At 35.1% G+C, this 21,640-nt stretch carries 15 protein-coding genes; all 15 read left to right on the top strand.

The annotated features are described in order from the left end of the window. Nucleotides 1-13 precede the first annotated feature (13 nt). Nucleotides 14-1,591, top strand: a complete 1,578-nt coding sequence (locus DMA14_RS03475) for a phage tail sheath family protein (protein WP_111423162.1) — start codon at nt 14-16, stop codon at nt 1,589-1,591. Between the two features lie 53 nt (nt 1,592-1,644). Then, nucleotides 1,645-2,115 (top strand): phage tail protein, encoded by a 471-nt coding sequence (locus DMA14_RS03470; protein ID WP_111364636.1) that lies wholly within the window; start codon nt 1,645-1,647, stop codon nt 2,113-2,115. After that, nucleotides 2,102-2,572 (top strand): phage tail protein, encoded by a 471-nt coding sequence (locus tag DMA14_RS03465; protein WP_111423161.1) that lies wholly within the window; start codon nt 2,102-2,104, stop codon nt 2,570-2,572. Before DMA14_RS03470 ends, DMA14_RS03465 begins: the two co-directional genes overlap by 14 nt. A 6-nt stretch (nt 2,573-2,578) precedes the next feature. Beyond that, nucleotides 2,579-2,749, top strand: a complete 171-nt coding sequence (locus tag DMA14_RS22710) for a DUF5908 family protein (protein WP_157957661.1) — start codon at nt 2,579-2,581, stop codon at nt 2,747-2,749. A gap of 207 nt (nt 2,750-2,956) precedes the next feature. Next, nucleotides 2,957-3,631, top strand: a complete 675-nt coding sequence (locus DMA14_RS03460; RefSeq protein WP_111423159.1) for a CIS tube protein — start codon at nt 2,957-2,959, stop codon at nt 3,629-3,631. Continuing rightward, nucleotides 3,631-5,430: a type VI secretion system tip protein VgrG gene (vgrG, locus tag DMA14_RS03455; protein WP_111423157.1), complete on the top strand. Its 1,800-nt coding sequence runs from the start codon at nt 3,631-3,633 to the stop codon at nt 5,428-5,430. The genes DMA14_RS03460 and vgrG overlap by 1 nt, the downstream gene beginning before the upstream one ends. A 118-nt stretch (nt 5,431-5,548) precedes the next feature. Then, entirely contained in the window at nt 5,549-5,848 is a 300-nt protein-coding gene (locus DMA14_RS03450) for a PAAR domain-containing protein (protein ID WP_111423156.1), read from the top strand. Beyond that, on the top strand, nt 5,841-6,275 hold the full coding sequence (locus tag DMA14_RS03445; RefSeq protein ID WP_111423154.1) for a GPW/gp25 family protein: 435 nt from the start codon (nt 5,841-5,843) through the stop codon (nt 6,273-6,275). The genes DMA14_RS03450 and DMA14_RS03445 overlap by 8 nt, the downstream gene beginning before the upstream one ends. Continuing rightward, on the top strand, nt 6,272-10,000 hold the full coding sequence (locus DMA14_RS03440) for a baseplate J/gp47 family protein (protein ID WP_111423153.1): 3,729 nt from the start codon (nt 6,272-6,274) through the stop codon (nt 9,998-10,000). The genes DMA14_RS03445 and DMA14_RS03440 overlap by 4 nt, the downstream gene beginning before the upstream one ends. Beyond that, nucleotides 10,000-12,717 (top strand): hypothetical protein, encoded by a 2,718-nt coding sequence (locus tag DMA14_RS03435; RefSeq protein ID WP_111423151.1) that lies wholly within the window; start codon nt 10,000-10,002, stop codon nt 12,715-12,717. Before DMA14_RS03440 ends, DMA14_RS03435 begins: the two co-directional genes overlap by 1 nt. Then, entirely contained in the window at nt 12,701-16,396 is a 3,696-nt protein-coding gene (locus tag DMA14_RS03430) for a contractile injection system tape measure protein (RefSeq protein WP_111423149.1), read from the top strand. Before DMA14_RS03435 ends, DMA14_RS03430 begins: the two co-directional genes overlap by 17 nt. A 99-nt stretch (nt 16,397-16,495) precedes the next feature. Then, nucleotides 16,496-18,436 (top strand): coiled-coil domain-containing protein, encoded by a 1,941-nt coding sequence (locus tag DMA14_RS03425; RefSeq protein WP_157957660.1) that lies wholly within the window; start codon nt 16,496-16,498, stop codon nt 18,434-18,436. A gap of 12 nt (nt 18,437-18,448) precedes the next feature. Then, the gene (locus DMA14_RS03420; RefSeq protein ID WP_111423145.1) at nt 18,449-19,288 is read left to right on the top strand and encodes a hypothetical protein; all 840 of its coding nucleotides are present in this window, start codon (nt 18,449-18,451) and stop codon (nt 19,286-19,288) included. Nucleotides 19,289-19,354: 66 nt separating this feature from the next. After that, nucleotides 19,355-20,278 (top strand): hypothetical protein, encoded by a 924-nt coding sequence (locus DMA14_RS03415; RefSeq protein WP_111423144.1) that lies wholly within the window; start codon nt 19,355-19,357, stop codon nt 20,276-20,278. Further along, nucleotides 20,268-21,635: an ATP-binding protein gene (locus tag DMA14_RS03410; protein ID WP_111423142.1), complete on the top strand. Its 1,368-nt coding sequence runs from the start codon at nt 20,268-20,270 to the stop codon at nt 21,633-21,635. The genes DMA14_RS03415 and DMA14_RS03410 overlap by 11 nt, the downstream gene beginning before the upstream one ends. The last annotated feature ends 5 nt before the right edge of the window (nt 21,636-21,640 follow it).

The following is a 21,640-nucleotide window of genomic DNA, read 5'->3' as shown; positions in this document are numbered from 1 at the left end:
AAAACTAAAATCAATGAATTTATCTACCATTCAAACTCCTGGTGTTTACATTCAAGAATTAAATGCTTTTCCCAATTCTGTTGTTGGAGTTGCTACGGCTATACCAGCATTTATAGGGTACACACCACAGGCCGCATACGAAGGAAAATCGTATACGAATGTGCCAGTAAAAATCACATCTTTTGCTGATTTTCAGGCTTTTTTCTGTTTGCCGGATCCACCTGCGCCAGCAAGTCCGTCCAAACAATACAGCCCTGAATACTATCTGGTAGCAGAAAAGAGTCAGCCCCTAAAGGGTGACTACATGCTGATTGCAGGAACGTATTATTCAATTGTTCCAGATCCTAACACGGTCTATTATTTATACAATAGCGTAAGGCTATTTTATGAAAATGGCGGTGGAGACGCTTATATTGTCTCTGTTGGTTCTTATGGGCCTCAGTCACAAAAAGCAGGAACTCCAGGCATTCCGGTTGTAAACCCAAACGTACAATTGAATGATTTGACAAAAGGTCTTTCTTTATTGCTGAATGAGCAGGAACCGACGATGTATATTTGTCCTGAAGCTACTTTGCTAAGCGTAGAAAACAATGGAACTCTAATGCAATCTATGCTTCTTCAGGCTACACAAATGCAGACTTCAATGTGCTTGTTTGACATTATTGGCGGTGACGCTCCTGATCCTATTTTGTATACTGAAGATATTAGCAATTTCAGAATGAATACAGGTTCTGTCGGATTAAACTACGGAATGGCTTATTATCCTTTTATAGGAACTACGATAATGCAGACTTCTGATATTGATTACACTAATTTGTTCGGAGGAGATTTGAAACAGCTAGAAGCAGTTCTAAACCCTCCAAGTGCTCCTAACCCAGCCGCTGCATCTATTATTGCTAATATTCAAAGTCCATCAAGCACTTTGACTGTGACACAAAACCACAATGCGCTGCTTATTGCCAGCCAGACTTACTCTTTAATGATTAAGCATATTTTGGCCGATGCTAATATTCTTCCTCCAAGTGGAGCTATGGCAGGAGTTATCACAACTGTTGATAATGCCGTTGGTCCATGGGAAGCTCCTGCAAATACTTCTTTTGTAGGCGTATCATCATTGCCGATTTCTCTTTCTGAAAGTCAGCAAGCCAATTTAAACGTTGATGCCGTTTCTGGTAAATCAATTAATGCGATTAGAACATTTAATGGTCTAGGAATTTTAATCTGGGGATCAAGAACACTAGACGGAAACAGTCAGGATTGGAGATATATTCCCGTGAGAAGAACCATGATTTTCTTAGAGCAATCTTGTAAACTGGCAGCTCAGGCTTATGTATTTCAGCCTAATGATAAAAACACTTGGGAAGCTGTAATCTCAATGATCAGCAGTTTTCTTAGTTCAATCTGGAAACAAGGAGGTTTACAAGGAGCGAGTGCTTCTGAAGCCTTTTCTGTAGCCTGCGGATTAGGTTCTACAATGACTGCAGATGACCTATTAAATGGTTTCATGAATGTAACTGTAAAAGTTGCGGTTGTTCACCCTGCCGAATTTATCGTTCTGACATTTCAACAGCAAATGGCAACTTCTAGTTAACAGAATAAAGACTCTTATTAATCAAGCAATTTTTAATTTAAAAATAAAATATTATGCCAACAGATGACGGAAGCGTACAAGGCGCAACATGGCCCATGCCAAAGTTCAGATTCGAAGTAGATCTTGGAACAGAATTGACAAAAGTAGCTTTTCAGGAAGTTACAGGAATGGATGTCGAAAATCAAATTATAGAATATCGCAAAAGTAATAGTCCTCTTTTTTCTGTAGAAAAAATGCCTGGCATTACCAAATACGGAAACGTAACAATGAAAAGAGGAATTTTTGTAAACGATAATACTTTTTGGGATTGGCATCAGCAAGTCGTAATGAATACGATTAAAAGAAGAACAGTTCTAATAAAATTATTAGACGAAAAAGGCGGTGTAACCATGCAATGGACTTTAAACAATGCGTGGCCAACCAAAATTACCAGCACCGATTTGAAATCTGACGGTAATGAGGTTGCGGTAGACACTATAGAAATTGCACACGAACAACTGATCATTAAAAATGGCGGTAAGTAATGATTATCCTGTAAGCTTTTATTTTACACTCTCTTTTGCGGGTGTAGATGCGGCTTTCAAAGAGGTATCTGGAATTTCTAAAGAACTAAGCGTAGAAGAAATTGTTTGCGGAGGCGAAAATAGATTTAAATATCGCCTCCCAACCATTTCTAACAGTCAAAACTTAGTGCTTAAAAGAGCTATGGTACCCGCAGGATCTCAGTTGGTAAATTGGTGCGCCAACTGCATCGATCAAGGATTATCAAACCCAATACAGCCCAAAAATGTGATTTTAAAATTGCTCAATGCCTCTGGTGTAGTTTGTATGCAATGGACTTTTAACAATGCTTATCCAGTAAAATATTCCGTTTCTGACTTAAACTCTCAGGAAAGCAACATTGCGATAGAATCTATTGAACTGGCTTACACCTATTTTGACATTTCTAAGAATACCAAATTTGATAAACTTTTTACGTAAACCATTATGCCAATCGAAATAAGAGAACTCATTATCAAAACGGAAATCGTAACAACAAATGCAAAAAATTCGGCTCTGACTAAAGAAAGAGAATTATCCATTTTGAGAAAACAGCTACTGGAAGAATGTAAAAGATTAATTGCTGAGAAAAATCAGGAGAATAGCTATAAACGGTAAGCCACAGATTACAGGATTAAAAAGATTAAAAACAAGAAATCTGCTTAAATCCATTTAATCCCGATAGCTATCGGGAGCGTGAAATAATTCAGACCACAAATAAAAGTGATTAAAAAAATCTGCATGATCTGCGGAATCTGCAAGAGAAACTATTTCACAAACAAACTTAACAGGCTTAATAAAAATTAAACTTAAAATAATAAACAAATGGCAAGTTTAGAATTAATGAAAATTACAGGATATACAGATGAAGAATTTCAAAACAAATTCTCTGGAAGTCCGTATGCTTTCATGATTAATCCTGACAATATCAAAATACAGAAAAGCATCGAATACAACGAGCAGCAAGCACCGGCAACAAGTTCGGCTTCGCAAAAGTACAAAAGCACGCCAAGCGATAAGCTGAGTTTTGAAATGGTTATAGACTGTACCGGAATTGTAGATGCCAAACGTACTGATATGGCCAAAGAAATAACAGCATTAGAAACCATTATATACACCTATAACGGGAAAATACACCGTCCTAATTTTGTAAAAGTACAATGGGGACAGAACATAACATTCAACGGAGTTCTCGATTCTATTGACATCTCTTACACTCTATTTAAACCCGACGGAAGCCCGCTGAGAGCAAAGATATCATTGTCTTTCAGCCGTTACATTTCTCCAAAAACAGTAACTAGAACAGATGCTCCAGAATCTCCAGATCTTACCCACATTGTAAGCGTTTCTGAAGGAATGTCTTTACCGCAGCTATGTCAGAAAGTTTGGAACGATGATTCGTATTACATACAGGTTGCGGAGTATAATAAACTTAACAAATTCAGAAACCTAAATGGTATCGACAAATTAATTTTTCCACCTATAAACCCTTCCAATTAATGAGTGCTTCAACAGAAATAAAAAGTGGCGGAATTGCAACATTTGTTGTAAAAGTCAGCGGCTCGCCTATAGCCGACGAACTAAGCGTGCTTTCTGTTCATATAGAAAAAAAAGTAAACCGAATTGCTTCTGCAAAAATTACCATTCTAGACGGGGAACCCAATACAGGTCAATTTGATGCCAGTTCTTCTTCTACTTTTGTTCCAGGCGCAACAGTAAGCATTGAAGCAGGATATGACAGTAATAATACCGTTATTTTCTCAGGTGTAATTATGAGTCAGACCATTCGCATTGATAATCTTGTCGGATCAGCTCTAGAAGTAGAATGTCGAGACAACGCAATAAAAATGATTGTAGGCAGAAAAAGCCTTACTTACTCAAAACAAAAAGACAGTGATATTATGTCGTCCCTTATAGGAAACTATTCGGGATTAAGCGCAGATGTTACTGCTACAAGCACAATTTGGCCAGAACAAGTGCAATATTATGTTACAGATTGGGACTATCTATTGGCTCTTGCTGAAGCAAACGGACTAATAGTGACTACTTTAAATGGAAAAATTTCTGTATTTCCTCCTGATAAAACTACCACTTCTGTTCTTACAGTAACTTATGGTGATACTCTCCTTGAATTTAATGCCAAATTGAGCGCTGTTACGCAATTAGGAAACGCTGCAGCGAATAGTTGGGATTTTAAAACCCAAGCTGTAGTAACGGGCAATGCGGCACCGAATGTTTCCGGAGCTGGAAATTTAACAACAAAAAAACTTTCTGAAGTTGTTGGACTTTCTACGTATCAATTGCAGACTTCAGCTCCTCTAGAAACTGCAGACTTAACCAATTGGTCGAAAGCGCAGATTATTAAAAGTGAATATTCTAAAATAATGGGTGAAGCCTCTTTTCAAGGCACGAATTTAATCGACCCAGGAAAATATATGACCTTCGCCGGTGTTGGAGATCGCTTTAATGGCGATTACTTAATTGCAGGAGTTGTACATGATTTGTCACAAGGAAACTGGGTCTCTGAAGTTTCACTTGGACTTTCTCCACTCTGGTTTACCGAAGAACCAGATGTTATGGCTCCACCTGCTTCTGGTTTAGTTCCAGGAGCAAAAGGTCTCTTTAACGCAACTGTAAAACAGATGTACGAAGATCCCGATTCTCAATATAGAGTTTTAGTCGATGTTCCTCTATTGGATCCTAAAGGCGAAGGAATCTGGGCAAGGCTTACTAATTTTTATTCGACAAGCGGAGCGGGAGCTTTCTTTATGCCCGAAGCTGGAGACGAAGTCATTTTGGGTTTTATAAATGAAGATCCGCGTTATCCGATAATATTGGGAAGTGTTTATAGCAGTACAAACATAAAACCTTTTGCAGGTTTAGATCCAAATCAGAAAAACTCAATAAAAGCCATTGTTTCCAAATCTGGAATTTCGGTACAGTTTGATGATGAAAATAAAATCTGGACTGTTGCTACGCCCAATAAAAATACCATCATCATAAGTGATAAAGACAAGAAAATTACGATTCAGGACGAAAACAGCAACAGCATTATAATGTCTAGCAGCGGTATTGATTTATCAAGTCAGAAAGATATCAATATCTCAGCAAATCAAAACGTAACCATCAAAGGAAATCAAGGTGTTAATATACAATCAAGTGGTGGAGATGTTGCATTAAAAGGCTTAAACATCAAAGAAAATGCAGATATGCAATACACTGCTCAAGGCGGACAAATCGCACAAGTGTCTGGCGGAATGCAATTGACATTGAAAGGTGCGATGGTAATGATAAACTAATTATGAATTATGAGTTATGAATTGCGAATAGTTAATCATTTACAATTTAAACTTTGACAAAGTTAGCTACAGCATCGATTAAACAAATAAACAATTAACCGATTAAACAAAAAAAACTATGCCACCAGCAGCAAGACTTACAGATTTTCATCAGTGTCCAATGGTTACTCCGGGAGTACCGCCAGTTCCACACGTGGGTGGGCCTATTGTAGGACCTGGAACACCAACCGTTTTAATAGGAGGATTACCAGCAGCCAAAGTTGGCGATACGCTGGTTTGTGTAGGACCACCAGATTCTATTATAAAAGGATCTGCAACGGTTATGATCTGCGGTATGCCAGCCGCAAGAATGGGAGATACAACAGCTCACGGAGGCTCAATTATGCTAGGAGCGTTTAATGTAATGATCGGTGGATAATACAGCACATAATGAAACTGCCTTTTTAGGTTCAGGATGGGCATTTCCGGTGTCTTTCTCTGCAGATAATTATATGCTGAATTTGTCTGCCAACGAAACCAATATTAACGAATCTATCAATGTTATTCTGAACACTCGCAAAGGCGAACGCACTCTTGAATCTGAATTTGGTTCAGGAATACAGCAGTTTATGTTTAGAAAAATAGATAGTACACTTAAAGGCGAAATTATCGAAGCTATCAAGTTTGCCTTATTGCGTTACGAACCAAGAATATTGGTGCAGGACGTAAAAGTCGCATCAACTGATATCGCAAACGGAACAATAGAAATATTGATTAGTTACATCTATTCAAAAACCAATACAAGACACAACTATGTGTTCCCTTTTTATGTAAAAGAAGGAACAAACCTAGACAAGAAAAAATGATTTTAATTGATCAAAATAGCGCCATAAATTCTCTTAACGAAGCACTCGTTCCCAATCCGTATTTAATAGACGGAAGAACCGAACAAGACTGGCTGTGCTTTTTGGCAGAATTTAGCAAATTGATCAATTTCTATAATGACAGCAATACCATTCATGGCAATTGGAGTCCATTTTTGTTAAAAGATCCCGTTTTCCTGATGGCTTCGATTTCAAAAACAAACTATAAAAAACTACATGCTGATTATAAAAACAGCTGTACCGAAATTCAACGATTAGTTCAAAAAGAAAACGGAGGAATTCCGTATTCAAATGCTTTAAACAACCTTTTTGATCGCATTACAGCTATTTATAAAATTATAGAACGCTGGACGCATTATATGCTCAGAAATAATGAAATATACGATCTCAAAACTTACATTTTACAAGAAGTAAAAACAAAATTAAGTGTTGACTTTTGGGCAATTCAATCTTTTAGAGAATATTTATACAAATTATCTGTTGACGGTTTGTCTATCGCCTCAGCGCCTTTGCAAGATTTTAATTCTTTTGACAAAAGCATCTGGTTCATCAATAAAGACAAAACTCCCTTTTGGCAGGTTTTCGGGTTTGAAACAGAACATTCCGTTTTACGGGAAACAAGTTCAATAACGGCATTCAGTCTAGATATTCTAACAAAAATAGGCGATAAACTATTTCAGTTTTTAGAAACCATTATTCATCATGCAGGAAAAGAATTCAAAAAATTAAACCTTAAAAAAGGACATTTTCCAGACACCGTTCTTTTACGCTCTTTTGTAAATATTTTAAAAGTGCAACAAGATCGTATGAATGGTCTTTCTGAGAAACATCTTGATTTTTATTATAAAGATATTCTAAAACAGACCAGACTCCCTGCCGTTGCCGATCATACATTTTTGTGCGCCACACTCACAAAGCCAACATCTGTTTTTACTTTACCAGCTGGAACTTTGTTTAATGCGGGCGTCGATGCGCAAAAGAATCCTATTCTGTTTTCTTCACAGAAAAATGTAAACCTAAATCCTGCTACGATTGCAAGCTTACATAAACTTTCTTATCAAAATAAAAACAATGCCTCTTATAATTTGCAGACTGTTGTTAAACCAACCGAAATTCAATTAGATGCAGAAAACAAAGCAATCAGTTGGGAAACTTTTGGTTCAGATGATCTTTCTCTAAATCCTTCTCTAATCGGAATTGGATTTGCTTCGCCAATGTTATTATTACGCGAAGGTGAAAGAACTATAAACCTGACATTGGAATTTGATTCTTCCATAGATATAAAAACCCTGCAAGAAGCCAGTTATTTTTTGAGCACACAAAAAGAATGGCTAAAATTAGATTTGGCTTCCACAGATTTTACAGCAGACGCTAAAAAACAAAATACTGTTTTTACCATAAAAATAAATCTTGACCCAACTGTAGCTGCAATTGAACCTTTTTTAGTTAATCCTGACGGACTAAAAAGCGATTGGCCGATGATGAAGATTTTGTTTCAGGATGTTCCAAATCCGCAAGAGCCTCCTAAAATTACATCGATAACTATTGCGTTGAAAGTAACAGACGTTAAAACCTTTCAATTGTATAATGATTTTGGAGAAATAAATGCTAAGAGTCCCTTCACTCCTTTTGGACCAATTCCGTTAGTAAATGCCAATTTTATTATCGGAAACAATGAAATATTGAGTAAACCTCTCGACAGTTTTATAGTAGAAATAAATTGGGATAAAAGACCAGGCAATTTTGAAATGTATTACAAACAATACAATGATTATCTAAATCCACCGAATAAAGATGATAAATCAACGCTTCTAAAAAAAATTAAAATGTTACATCCAACAAAGCCATCTACTCTAATTCTACCCGAATTTAGAAATGCTAGCTTTATGGTATGCTTTGATATCATGCAAGACAAATCATGGGACGGTCTTAAAATGACAAAGATAAAAAGCAGTGACGTTGATAAGGTTTTCATTCCAATCAATGAAGTTCCACAATACGTTTATTTATTCGATTCTGAACCTGAAGATGCTAATTATAATGTTTTAAGCACATCTAGCAGCTGTTACCTATATTGCAAACCAGGTGCTAGTTTGAGTACCATCGCGACACCAACAGCTTCTAAAATCTTGAAACCCGATCCAAACATTCAAAAAGAAGCTTTAAAGTTTACTGAAGAAAGTTCATCGGGATTTATAAAAATGACTTTATCAAGTCCAGAATACGGTTTTGGTTCAGAATTGTATGCCAATGTTGTAGCTAGTATTGCTCTACAAAACGGCAATAAACTTGCAATGGCAAAAGACAAGGAAGTAAAAGATTTTATTGCTGCCGCCAATGTACCATTTGCGCCAAAAATACAAACCTTTTCAGCCATTTATAATGCTAGCGTAACCTATAAACTTGATGGCACGGCAGGAGATTATCCGTTGCAGTATTTTATTTATGCTCCTTTTTCAAACTATACTGTATTTGATAGTGAAACAGCTGACCAAACCAAAACCAACACATTTAATACCGAAATAGTTGGAAGTTCTGAAAGCAATGCCGTAAAAGGCTTTCCGCTTTATCCTTCTTTTAATTATAACGGCGCCTTATTTATCGAACTAGATAATCTGATTTGCGACAGCACTTTGAATCTCTATTTTGAATTGGCTAGAAATTCGACTGCGCTTACCAATCAGAATAGCCTTTCGTATTACTATTTAAGCGATTCTGGATGGAAAAACATTCAGCCATTATCTGATCAAACCAGCCAGTTTAGATGTTCAGGAATTATAGAAATCCCTATTCCGTCAGACTGCAATAATAACAGCACTATAATGCCAGGAAACAAAAACTGGATTTCTATTGCTGCTGTTGGCAATCTTTCTTCGTTTTCTAAAACCACTTTTATGCAAACCAACGGATTTAACGTACAAAGAACAGGAACTTCCTTTTTGACCGATACACAAAGTCCGCAAATTAATGCAAACGTGATCACTAAACCAGAAATCAAGATTCCGGAAATAGGCACAATTATTCAACCTTTTGCTTCTTTTGGAGGAAAAGCTGCCGAAGACAAAACCGATAGAAACAAAAGAGTAAGCAATAGCATTAAAACCAAAAATAGAGCCAGCACACAAACCGATTATTATACGCTGATTGCCGAAAATTTTGATACTGTATATTATTCAAAAGTAGTTACTAAAAAAAGTGACAACAGCACAAATGTATATTTAATCAAAAAAATAGCGTCAGATAACGATTCAAACGCTTTTATTCCTTTGGTAACAAATGCACTCGAAATTCAGGTAAAACAATATCTAAGCGCCAATTCGTCGCCATTTATAAACCTGAACGTTTCCAATTTTAATCTAGAATATGTCATCATTAATATTTCAATTATAGTCGATCCAAACTATCAAAAGACATTGGTTAACAAGAATGTAAATCTCGCATTAAAGAAATATTTATCGCCATGGATTTCCAATTGTCCTTCAGAAATAGAAATTGACAAACCGCTTGTTGATGCCAAAGTGAGCACATTTATTCAAAGTATTGAAGGAGTTCTTACTGTTGAGAATGTTTCCTTTTCAAGCTATTACATCAATCCCGTTACAGGAGTGCAAACAGCTTTAAAAAGCGAAAAAAAAACTTTAATGCCATACGGCCAATCAACGCTTTTAGTTTCTGCTCCCAATCATAACATTTCATATCTGACATAATGGATACTAATAATCAAATAACAAAAACACAGCTTCCGCCACATCAGGATTTTAATTTCCTGAAAGACGAAGCTATTGATTATATCCAAAATCATATTGGTCCGGAATGGACCAACTTTAATCCGAGCGATCCTGGAATGACCATTCTAGATCAGGTTTGTTATGCACTTACAGAACTAGGCTATTGCACCGATTTTTCTATCCCCGATATTTTGACCGATTCTACGGAGAAAATGGAAATGGAAAATCAGTTTTACCTTCCCTATAAAATCTTGACTACTTCGCCTTATACCATTGATGATTACAAAAAATACATTATCGACGGTATTGATGAGGTTTATAATGCCGAAATAACCACTTACAATGATAATCTTCTGCCCTTTAGCAGAGTTTATCAAGTATATCTGTATATAAACCCAGATATTACCGATAGCATTCAACGCGATACTATTTGCAAATCGGTCTTTTATTACCTTAATCAAAGCCGAAATATTGGTGAGCTTTTTAATATGCCAATTGTTCTTCAGCCACAGAATTGCTTAATTGGCGGAAAAATTGAAATTGAAAAAGATGCAGACGAACAAGCTGTTTTATTAGAACTGCAAGACAAGCTCCGCACTTATATTTTTCCGAAAATCGCTCAAGTAAATTACGATACTCTAGAAGAAGACGGATATAATGCCGCCGAAATTTATGATGGTCCTTATCTTAAAAATGGCTGGATTCTAAATGAATCTATATTGGATAAAAAAGATACCCTCAAAACTATTGATCTAATTCCAGTAATTGAGTCTGTAGCTGGCATTATTTCAGTTTCAGGGCTTCAGCTTTATCAAAATCAAAATATTGTTCAGGCACTGCAATCAACTATAAATCAAATAATATTTATAGATATTCTGGCTTCTTACGGAGAGAAAAAACTACAGCTAATCTGCAACGGAAAAGAAGTGCAAACAGATGCTTTAAGTCCATTGCAAATTAATCTTAGCAAATATCAAGAAACAGCGATAAGTTTAAATAACAAACCTGCTATAAAATTGCCTAAAAGCAGTTTCAGAGACATTAATAGCTATTATTCTATCCAAAATACATTTCCGCAGCAATATGGCATTGGCGATGATAAAATTGAAGATGATTCTGCTCCCATACAAGTGGCACAATCACGCCAATTAAAAGGCTATTTGACCTTATTTGATCAAGTTCTGGCCAATCAGTTTTCGCAATTGGCCAATGTTTCAAAACTATTTTCTTTTACCAATTCTGTATGCGGTTCGCCTTCAGACAAAGATGCTTTTTATGCTCTGAAAGATAAATATGAGAAAAAACATTTAGAATATCCTGTTCCGTACAAGATGTTTTCTCCAAGCTATTTTTATCAGTCGCTGTACAATGTTCCCCATATCAAGCCTTTATTAAAAAATAATAATGTCTTTGAATACACTTATGGCGAAGAAAATAAAAAAGAACTGAAAGAAAAAAGCTGGCTAGAATATCAGCAGGATCCTTACAATGCTTACATCTTTGGAATGATGAAAATCATGGAGGAAGAAGATGTCAATTTTGAACGCAGAAATTCAATACTGGATCATCTGCTTGCCAGACATGGCGAATCGCCTAAAGTTATCGATGCCTTAATTGATGGCACAATTTATACTGGAAATAAGAAAAAAGATCAGATCATTTTGAAGAGCTTGTATCTGCAAAACCTCGATTTATTAACATATAACAGAATAAAAGCCTACAATTTTCTAACTGCATCAAAAATAGCATCGGCTAATAATCTCAATATTAAAAATGATCATTACGATTACATAAATGAAAACACGTCTGATTTTATTTTTAAATCAGAACATCTTAATAAAAAAGAAAAATTAAGTAAAACTGATTGCAGCAATTTTTCAGGTTTTGAGTTAAAATTGAATTTACTTTTCGGATTAAAAAATATATACAACAATTTTATTACGACTCAATTTGACGCTTCGCAGAGCTCTATTGAAGACCAATTGAATGCCAATAAAACAATACAAAAAGTATATTGGCTAAAAGAAAAAAGAAAAGGCAACATCTTTATTGAAACCTCTATTCTGTTAAGTCAGTTAAAATATAATTTCGAAATTACAAAACAAAGCAACAGTTTAAGCTACAGCATTCAAAATATTGATTTTCAATCAGCAACAAACATAAATTACGCTTTAAATACTGCAAATCAAACTGTTTTGGATGCTCAGTTTCAAAATGGTTATTTGGAATTTGCTACTGAGAAATATCTTTTGGTTTCTGGCGATTCGCAAACGGTAACGACTCCAGATTATACAAAAAGTAAATTATCCGATTACGCATTTCGTATTACGGTTTCTTCTGGAAACGGAATCATTACAATTAACGACGAACTTTTTAAGAAAAATGCAATTTTAGTATTTCCTGATTTTATTCCTGAATTACAAACTCCAGAATTCAAAAAGCGCTTAAAACTGTTTCTTTCCATATGCCTTCCGACAAGCATAAAATGCGAATGTCTGTTTGTAAGTGTTCAAGAACTAGAAACTCTGATTCCTAGTTACAGTAATTGGCATGACAGCTTGCGTTTCAAAAACACTCAAGATTTATTCACTAAACAGGAAAATAATTTAGAAACGGCAAATCCTGAGATTTCTTCAGTGAATTTGATCAATAGTTTAACCTCAATTTTAGGAACGAAAAATGGAAGAAATAAATAGCCATATTGTATCGAGTCTAAAGTGGGACACAACTTTTGACCAGAAAAAAGAAAGTTACAGACTTCAAGAACGTTTGAGTGCCTGGAGCAAAATTAATCTGCCTAGAGAAGTCGCGACTATTTTTAATGAATTATGCCCACAGGAACAAAGCTGGAGAATTGAATCATTGGAACTTGATCTTGGTTCTTGCGATTATGGCGATCTCGAATTTGATCTGAGTCGAAAAATACGCAATTTATTGCGAGAAAAAATAGCTGAATTAATTCTGTATCAAAACAGTCAGAAACAAAACGGAATTGCGGTTTATAATAAAGAAAAATCGATTCTAGAAAATCTGATGGTCTTTTTGTTAGAAGGCTATCTGCCATGGAATTACCAAAACAAAGAAGGTTCTGTAAACCAAATTATGGCAGAATTGCTTCAGAATAATCTAACTGATGTTATTGCGATTATCAAGGAAACTGGAATGACGCACGAAGAAGTTAGAAAACGAATTGCTTGGCAGTTTGACGATAAGAATATAACCAAAATAATAGCAGCACTCGAACCTAATAATAGTAGCTCGATTATTGAGTTTAGCTCGATTATGGTGAATATTCAAGTCAAAGAAACCATTATCCAAACTAGCACAATAAGTTTCAAAAAGAATCTTTGGTTCTTTATTCTTAACTTTTTATTGCTGGAACGCGGTACTCTGTTTAATAAACTCGCATTCATGAAAAGCAGTATTCTGCAAATGGCAAATCATTATAATATTGCTTATGCAGAACTTATTGTCCTGATCGAAAACACGATTGTAAAACTCTCTGATAAAACTTCTCAGAACAACAATTTTATTGCTTGCCTAAAAATATTGACTCAAGAATATGAAACGCAAAAAACTGAAAATCATTTACCTGATTTTAAGATAAATTACTGGAATTTACTTGAACAATTACTTAAAGATAAAAGTAGTCGAAAATTTAAGACCGAAAAAGACAATCTGAACGAATTGATTGTGGCATTAAGCACTGAGAACAAAACAAAATTTAATGCACTTATTAAGCCAATTTTTAAAGACGAAAACTTGCTTGCTTCTCTGCTTCAGGATTTAAACGAAGCTTCTATAAAAGTGCTTTTTTCAAGATTGGACGCTACTCCATCTCTCCTTCAAATGGAATCGATAATTTATTTGAATAAGCTGAGCCAGACTTTTAAATTTAAAACAAACAGTAAGGCTTTGTGGGAAATTGGAATGCTTTTTCTAATCAAAAATAAAAATGCTGACAATCGTGCGTTTCTGCTTTTCTGTATTAAAGAATTAGGCAGGAAAAACAATCTGAGCCACGAACATTTATTGGCGATGTTTACCAATGCTAAAATTCCTGCGGCGGTTAAAAACAATAATTCGGCAACCATTTACACCAATCTTAATGCGATTTACTGCAAAGAAATAAACCGAAATAGCTCTAATTATCCAGCTGTTCATTTTAAAAATCTGGTTGCAAAACTAGAACTAGAACTGCAGAAAAATAGCGCCAAAAGTGTCTTTTTTATCGATTTGCAAAGATCGCTAACGAGAACCATTTTACTGCATCCGAAAATGGCTTTTGAGGTAATGCTTTCGTATGGAAATAAAGAAGTTTTAAAGAAAATACTTCCGCTAATTCTTAATCGAAAAATGCTGCAGTTATTGGTAAAAACTGCTAATTATAAAAAAACAAAACTGGTACAAACCATTCAGGTTGTCTATGAAATCCTAAACGAAAAGGATAAATATGATTTTCCTGAAGAATTAATGACGGATAATTTATTGTTACTCGGAATGCAAGAAATACTGTTTCATCCCGAACATAACTCTTCTTTGTTTCTGGAAACTATTATCGTGCAATTATCCAAAAAAGTAACCGATACGAGACGTAACGACTATTTTCAGTTTATAGCAAAACTGATTCAGTCTAAACGAATTAAATCTTTTGGAATTGCCATCAAAAAGACATTTTTAAACCAATTAAAGAATACAAGTTCAATTGATCCTGTTGCGCTTGCATTGCTTATTCAGAACACGTCACAGCAAGACCAGCAGGAATTGGCTCAATTGCTAACAGTCAATTTTAATGATTCGGGATTTGTGTTACTGCGAAAACAAGACAGAAAAGAAAGCGAAAATCTATTGCATTATTTCTTGACAAACGGAGTTGCTCTGAAAAAGAACTGGATTCAGAAAACAACGACTGTTATTAGCAATAGCGTAAAATCGGTTTCAAAAACTAAAATCAATTGGGAATTAAATGAGCTTTTCTGGAACGTAATTTTAAAATATTCGGCTTATAAAGGCAATGAAATCTTATTTGAAAAACTACTGCAGAAAGAGTTGAAATTGTATTTGAAAAAGACTATTTCAAAAGAAAAAATACAGCTTCAAAACGAAACAAAAACTTTTGAATCTGCAAGCTCTACAGCAGAATTAGAACATTTTTTTGAAAGCGAACTGATTTCAGATTATGTTGTTTCTAATGGAATTTCAGAATCTGTCAATTCAGACCTATTTTTTGAAATTCAAGAATTATCAGAAAAAGAAAAATACAAATGGATTTCGTCCATTATTATTGAACGTCAGATTCCTAATCTTTTTAGCATTTCTAAAACTATAGAAATTAAAGATATTCTGAATGCCATTATGGTAAAAGAGCCTCAGATTTTCTTCAGAGTTATGAAAAAAGAATTTATTCCCGAGGCACAAATGGATTGGCTTTGCCGTACTATAAGCTTTCACAATCTGTGCAATGCCGTAAGCCAATTGGATAAAAACAGAGAATCATATTTGAAAATTCTAGAAAAATTCAATCATGTACTAGGAGCTGTAACCATCAAAGGTTTGGCTTCAAAAGAAATGCAGCATCTCCTGTTTCGAAAACTTTTAAAGGCTGTTGTTAATGATAATTGGAGGCTTATTGCAATTGATAAAATATGGAATGAATTGATCTGGGAAGTAGTGACCAAAAAAGGAATTTCTAAGAAAAACTTTCTAGCAGACATGGAAAAATATATTTATCAATTTCCGCCCGCATTACAACTGGGTTTCAAAGAAATTCTTCGAACAGAAAAACAAACTGCACCAATTTTAAAACAAACCGAAATACTATCGAAAATGGAATTAATTAAAATTAAAGAAAAACCAAAAACTAGTCTCAAGCAAGGCGTTGCAGTTAGAAACGCTGGAATTGTGCTCTTAAACGATTACATCGCAATGCTGTTTGCTCGATTGAATCTGACCTCAGAAAATAAATTTATAAGCAGTGAACATCAGGTTAGAGCCGTACAGTATTTGCAGTACGTCGTTACGGGAATGCAGGAAACCGAAGAGGTTTATCTGCCATTGAACAAAGTTTTGTGCGGTCTGCCATTGACAGACACAGTACCTGATTTCATAGAAATATCTGATCAGGAAAAGCAATTAATAAACGGTTTAATACAAGCAGCAATTTCGTACTGGCCAGATATTGGAGATTGCTCCATAGATGGTTTTCGAGGAAACTGGCTTGTTCGTGACGGAATTCTGGTAGAACTAGAAGACAAATGGGAACTTACAGTAGATAAAAGGGCTTATGATATTTTGATTAATAGATCTCCTTTTGCCTTTTCGATTATAAAATACCATTGGATGGATAAGCCTTTGCATGTCATTTGGCCTTATTAAACAATATCTCATCCCGAGTGAAGTTGAAGGATATTCTATAAAATAAAAAACCATTGAATACGATCTTGAAATATAAATTAATCAACTAAAAAAACTATTATGAACAGTTACAATGAAAATCTGCATTCTAGTGTATTGTCATCATTAGAAAGTCAGGAGATGACCAAAAAACAATTGAGTTCACAATTGAGCAATTCAATGTTTACTCTTTATTATGCCGAAGGAGCTGAAATTGTTGCACAGGAAAAACTAGACGCAACAACCAAGATGTACAAAGAACAGCAACATATAAACAATGTAGTTGTGAAGAATAAGAACATGGCAGACAACTTGCTATTATCTGCAAATCAGCAGAAAACGTATGTAACACAAGCCGTTACCAATATGGCGGTTTGTGCATCTAACATTCAGATTGCTTCAAATTCTATTGTGCGTTTGGCAAGTGATATCGGAAGTATTTATAGCATTATCAATGCTGCAGATTATGGAACTCAAATATACCAACAGGCTCTTGAGGCTTATAATCTGATTAACAAAACAGCTTATATTGCCGAACAGAATTCGCAATATGCCATGGAAGCTACTGCTTCTATTTCTGAAGTTTCGACTTCTGTAGTGGCCGACGGCGCGAAATTAACCAATACTTCTGTCAACAATTTACTGCAAGTAACAACTTCAGATTTAACAGCTACTACTGCGGTATTAACGATAGATAACGATACGAAAGCTAAAGCAAGTATCGCTACAAGAGCTGCAGAAGGTGCTATAAAATGTAGCGAAGTAGAATATGATGCTTCTAAAAAAGCATATAACTACAACAATGCATTATTCAACCAAAGTTTGGCAGTAGAAGTGCCAAAACAGTTTGATCCTACAGCAGGTACTTTTAGCGTTTCATTTGATGTTTACAAAAGTCCTTTTTTGCCAGAAGACAGAGATTCTGGAACACCAAATAAAGGATTAGCCAATCCTGTCTTGAGCTATAATATCATTATGGTTAAAGACAGCAGGAAATCTTTTTTTAGCGCTTCTACAGCAGAACTATTAGTGGGCAGTTCATCTCAATGCAAAAGCATTCCTGCTTCTCAGAATCCAGATGCTAAAAGAAAGTATAAAACGACTATCGCTTATAAAGAACTTAGAGATTCTGATAATGATCCGCTAGTGCTTGGCGAAAATTATGTTGCTTTTCTTTTAATCATCTTTACAGAAAACTACAAAAAAGAAATCAATACGTTTGATGAATATCTGTCTGCACCTTCTGAGACGTTTGCGTTAACTTATACTTTAAAAAACGCTAAGAATATTACTAGTTCTGGAAATACTTCTGAAGATTTGTCTGGAATCATTTTTAGTGTTGACAAAGAAGAAGTCTTAAAATCAAATGAAATTGATTATAGATGTTTCTTTTTGCCTTATCCTGATGATATCGCTACAAATGAAGATCTGAAAAACCTTGAATATTACATTGATACACAGGAGTTAGAAGAAGAAATTAAAGTTGTAGATGCAGAAATTAAATTTCTTGAAGAAGAGATCATTACACTAAACAATTCTGCTAGTCAAACAGAAGGAGCTAAAAAAGACAAAGAAACAGATCAAGACAAACAAAAAAACCTTAGTCTAAAAAGTGCTTTGGCTGACACTAAAGAGAAACTACGCATTGCAAAAAGTCAATTAACTGATTTGAATGCTAAACTGAAAAACGTTAAAGACAATTCTCCTAAACCGGTTAAAAACAGCAAAGCTTTCTTCTTTAATTTAAATTTAGCAGAAAACATTCCAGCTGGCAACTTTACGAGTGCTAGTCACCACAAAGCAGCTTCTGGTCAAGAATTTAGCGTACATATTGGCAGTACAACTACTGATAATTTTGGAAACCCGCTGGTTGAAGAAAAAAGTTATATTCCTGTTGTCTTGTCATTTTACAATGGCAGTGAAAATTCTAAAGCGAAATACACCAACAGTCTTTCAGATTGGCAAAACACAACGCCAATATCTTACTCTACAAAAAAGAATTCGAAATCATCAACTCTTTAACACCTCAACTATATGGAAACTATATTATCAACACGTCCTAATTTGCAGAGATACGGAATTACAGAAAAGAAAAAAGCCGAACTAGATTTTATTAAAAATCAAGTGGTTGATGCAACTGCAATTGTTCAGCAGCAGCAAACTATTGTAAACTCGCTGAACGAGAAAGCAACCAAATATCAAGGCTATTTATTGGTTTCAGAAAGTAATCGTTCTCATGCTTTAAGCAATAAAAACTTATTAGATCAGGTTGTTCAAAATGCTCAAGGTTTAGCCCTTAATTCAGAAGATGCCTTTTCAAAAACCTCAACTGCAACTCAAGATTCAAAAAGAGTGAGCGTTTGGATAAGCGATTTGATTAGTAAATTGATTTATTCGGTTGAAATAATTAATAAACTGTCTAATCTTGTTATTCGTAAAAAAGCCCTTAATCCGCTAATTTCTGATGATTTAATTACCAGAATCAACACTGCTGGTACAGACGCCAACAATGCGGTTGCTCTGACACTAGTAGCTTTAAAATCTACATTGGCTGCAGAAGCTTCTGTTCTTGAATCTGAAGAAGCAATCACTCTAGAATCGAGACAAGCAAGCAAATTGTATTTTACCTTAACTGGTCAGAAATCTTTACATAAGCCATTACCAGTACCGAATGATTCCGATTTTTCGATTAGAGGATTAATATACCATGCTTATAAAAATGCTCAGGTTGCTTACGAAAAGGCCAATACGGCAAATGACGAAACAGGAAGACAATTAAGCATTGCAACTGCCAATTTAAGCAAAGCGCAAATCAAGCTTCAGTCTCTTCAATCTAGTTTAGCCGCAGCCACAGCAGCTGCTTATGCTTCTTAAGACAAATTAAAATGTCCACTGTCTCAATATATATTCAGTGGACTTTAATCCTAATTTTCTAAGGTTATGGATCATACTAACAAGAATTTCTACAGACAGTTTTATCTAAAAACGGGAGGATTTCTGCCAACAAAACCGTTGAATAAAAGTCTTTTCCCTGGTGATTATTTCCAAATTAAAAATGGCGAAATCATTCTTCTGGGAAACATTTATCGCAATGGCATTATATCACATCATGATGCAGATATTAGCAGCGTAATTGCCTTAAATGATGCCAATTGGAATTTTAGCGATGGCATTTCAAAACCTTATTCTGGAAGATCGCTTGCAAATGGTTCTATTGAAGGTGATTTTGAATTCAGCAAGCAGATACTGGCGTTTGCACATAAAGGAAGTTTTATTTTTAAGGCCGAAGAACCAGAATCTGTAAAGATTAATAATTGGAACGAAATCCAGCAGCAGTTAATTATAAAACTAACGCAAACCTTATATTCTTTCAGAGAATTGTATTTAGTGACAGAAAGTGCTACAGCCAAAAACACTACTCTGGCTACAGCTGGCGAAGCAAATGCAGAACTGGAATTGGCTTGTGAAGCAGAAAATTTTGGTCTGACAGATATTTTTGGGCATGCTAAAACCAAAACAATCCAGTCAAAAGATATTGAATATTACCATAGAGAAACTAAAAGAAAGCCCGCTTATTTTAAAGCTAAAAAATTAGTCGTTCAAGACGAAAAACTATCCTATTTCATCAGTGATTTCATTGCCAGAGAAAACAATGTGAGCGCATGGACAGATTCTTTTTTTGATTCGAATTTTCATAATGATATCGATTATAACACTCAGATGCTTATGCAAAATGCACAAGGTTTTTATCTGGATATGTTGCAATCCAATGAGTTAAATCCTAATACAGCTTTATTATACTTTAAATGGGCTGATGCTAATTTGGACGATGTAGAAAAACTATTTGGAGCTTATGGAAACTAATTCCAATATTATCGTTTTATATAATGAAATGGATTGGCTGCAGAAGGTAATCGATCAGGTTATTTGCAGTTATCTGCTTCATGAAGGCCATGAAAATCGATGGCAGGATATTCCGTTACCTGAAGCTGATGCCGATACCGAAGACAGTGTCTACTATAAAAAAATAACCGAATGGAACTTGAATCTTTACGAACGGATTTGTCTAGCTTTAATTCTAGCGCCTCAGATTAAACCTGAAGTTCTTGATATTTTCTTTAGCAAAAATGCTATGTACGATCGCGGTTTTACTGAATTTGGTGGTGTTGTCAATAAAAATCACAGTGGTTTTTTACCGACAGGTCAAACGCTCTCTTTTTTGATTACGGCTGTCAATCCTGAATTAAGAATTGAATTACTCCATATTCTAAATACATCTAATATTCTTGCCAAAGAACAGATTATGGTTCTAGAAAGCACCGAATCTAATGTTCCTATTCTGAATCAGATTCTTTCGATTAATGAACGCTGGCTAAACTTTTTTATAACAGGCACTCTGCCTAAACTTGAACATACTGTTTCGTTTCCAGCTCAGCAAATTTCTACCAATTTAAACTGGGACGATTTGGTTCTCGAAGAGCATGTTATGGATCAGGTCATGGAGATTAATGCTTGGCTTAATCATGGTGAAACACTTATGAAAGAATGGGGTCTTGAAAATAAAATAAAACCTGGATATCGAACACTTTTCTACGGACCTCCAGGCACTGGTAAAACGCTTACGGCGACATTACTGGGAAAAAGTACAAATAGAGAAGTATATAGAGTAGATCTCTCTATGATTGTCTCAAAATATATTGGTGAAACCGAAAAAAATCTATCTAAAATATTTGATGTAGCACAACACAAAGATTGGATTTTATTTTTTGATGAAGCCGATGCGCTTTTTGGAAAAAGAACCAATGCTTCTTCTTCAAACGATCGGCACGCCAATCAGCAAACGGGATATTTATTGCAAAGAATTGAAGATTTCCCTGGGGTCGTTATTCTGGCATCCAATTTAAAAGAAAATATGGATGAAGCTTTCTCAAGAAGGTTTCAATCGATGATTCATTTTACAATGCCAACCGCCGAAGAAAGAATGCTATTGTGGGAAAAAGCTTTTTCAGGAAAATGCCAACTTGACCCTAATATTAATATCGAAAGTATTGCCGAAAACTATGAATTGGCTGGCGGTGCCATTATCAACATTTTGAGATTTTGCGCTTTGGCTGCCATTCAAAAAAATGAAACTATAGTAAGTCAGCAAGATTTATTGGAAGGCATTAGACGTGAATTCAAAAAGGAGAATAAAACACTCATGGTTACTCAAATGAATTGATGCAT

This window comes from Flavobacterium sharifuzzamanii (assembly GCF_003254585.1).
Taxonomy (GTDB): domain Bacteria; phylum Bacteroidota; class Bacteroidia; order Flavobacteriales; family Flavobacteriaceae; genus Flavobacterium; species Flavobacterium sharifuzzamanii.
The sequence above is the reverse complement of the archived record's forward strand: the minus strand, read 5'-3'. Positions and strand labels throughout refer to the sequence as shown.

Bases quoted from the DNA above. Each gene is read 5' to 3' on its own strand.
- DMA14_RS03475 (WP_111423162.1), top strand. From the start codon at position 14: ATGAATTTATCTACCATTCAAACTCCTGGTGTTTACATTCAAGAATTA.
- DMA14_RS03470 (WP_111364636.1), top strand. From the start codon at position 1,645: ATGCCAACAGATGACGGAAGCGTACAAGGCGCAACATGGCCCATGCCA.
- DMA14_RS03465 (WP_111423161.1), top strand. From the start codon at position 2,102: ATGGCGGTAAGTAATGATTATCCTGTAAGCTTTTATTTTACACTCTCT.
- DMA14_RS22710 (WP_157957661.1), top strand. From the start codon at position 2,579: ATGCCAATCGAAATAAGAGAACTCATTATCAAAACGGAAATCGTAACA.
- DMA14_RS03460 (WP_111423159.1), top strand. From the start codon at position 2,957: ATGGCAAGTTTAGAATTAATGAAAATTACAGGATATACAGATGAAGAA.
- vgrG (WP_111423157.1), top strand. From the start codon at position 3,631: ATGAGTGCTTCAACAGAAATAAAAAGTGGCGGAATTGCAACATTTGTT.
- DMA14_RS03450 (WP_111423156.1), top strand. From the start codon at position 5,549: ATGCCACCAGCAGCAAGACTTACAGATTTTCATCAGTGTCCAATGGTT.
- DMA14_RS03440 (WP_111423153.1), top strand. From the start codon at position 6,272: ATGATTTTAATTGATCAAAATAGCGCCATAAATTCTCTTAACGAAGCA.
- DMA14_RS03435 (WP_111423151.1), top strand. From the start codon at position 10,000: ATGGATACTAATAATCAAATAACAAAAACACAGCTTCCGCCACATCAG.
- DMA14_RS03430 (WP_111423149.1), top strand. From the start codon at position 12,701: ATGGAAGAAATAAATAGCCATATTGTATCGAGTCTAAAGTGGGACACA.
- DMA14_RS03425 (WP_157957660.1), top strand. From the start codon at position 16,496: ATGAACAGTTACAATGAAAATCTGCATTCTAGTGTATTGTCATCATTA.
- DMA14_RS03420 (WP_111423145.1), top strand. From the start codon at position 18,449: ATGGAAACTATATTATCAACACGTCCTAATTTGCAGAGATACGGAATT.
- DMA14_RS03415 (WP_111423144.1), top strand. From the start codon at position 19,355: ATGGATCATACTAACAAGAATTTCTACAGACAGTTTTATCTAAAAACG.
- DMA14_RS03410 (WP_111423142.1), top strand. From the start codon at position 20,268: ATGGAAACTAATTCCAATATTATCGTTTTATATAATGAAATGGATTGG.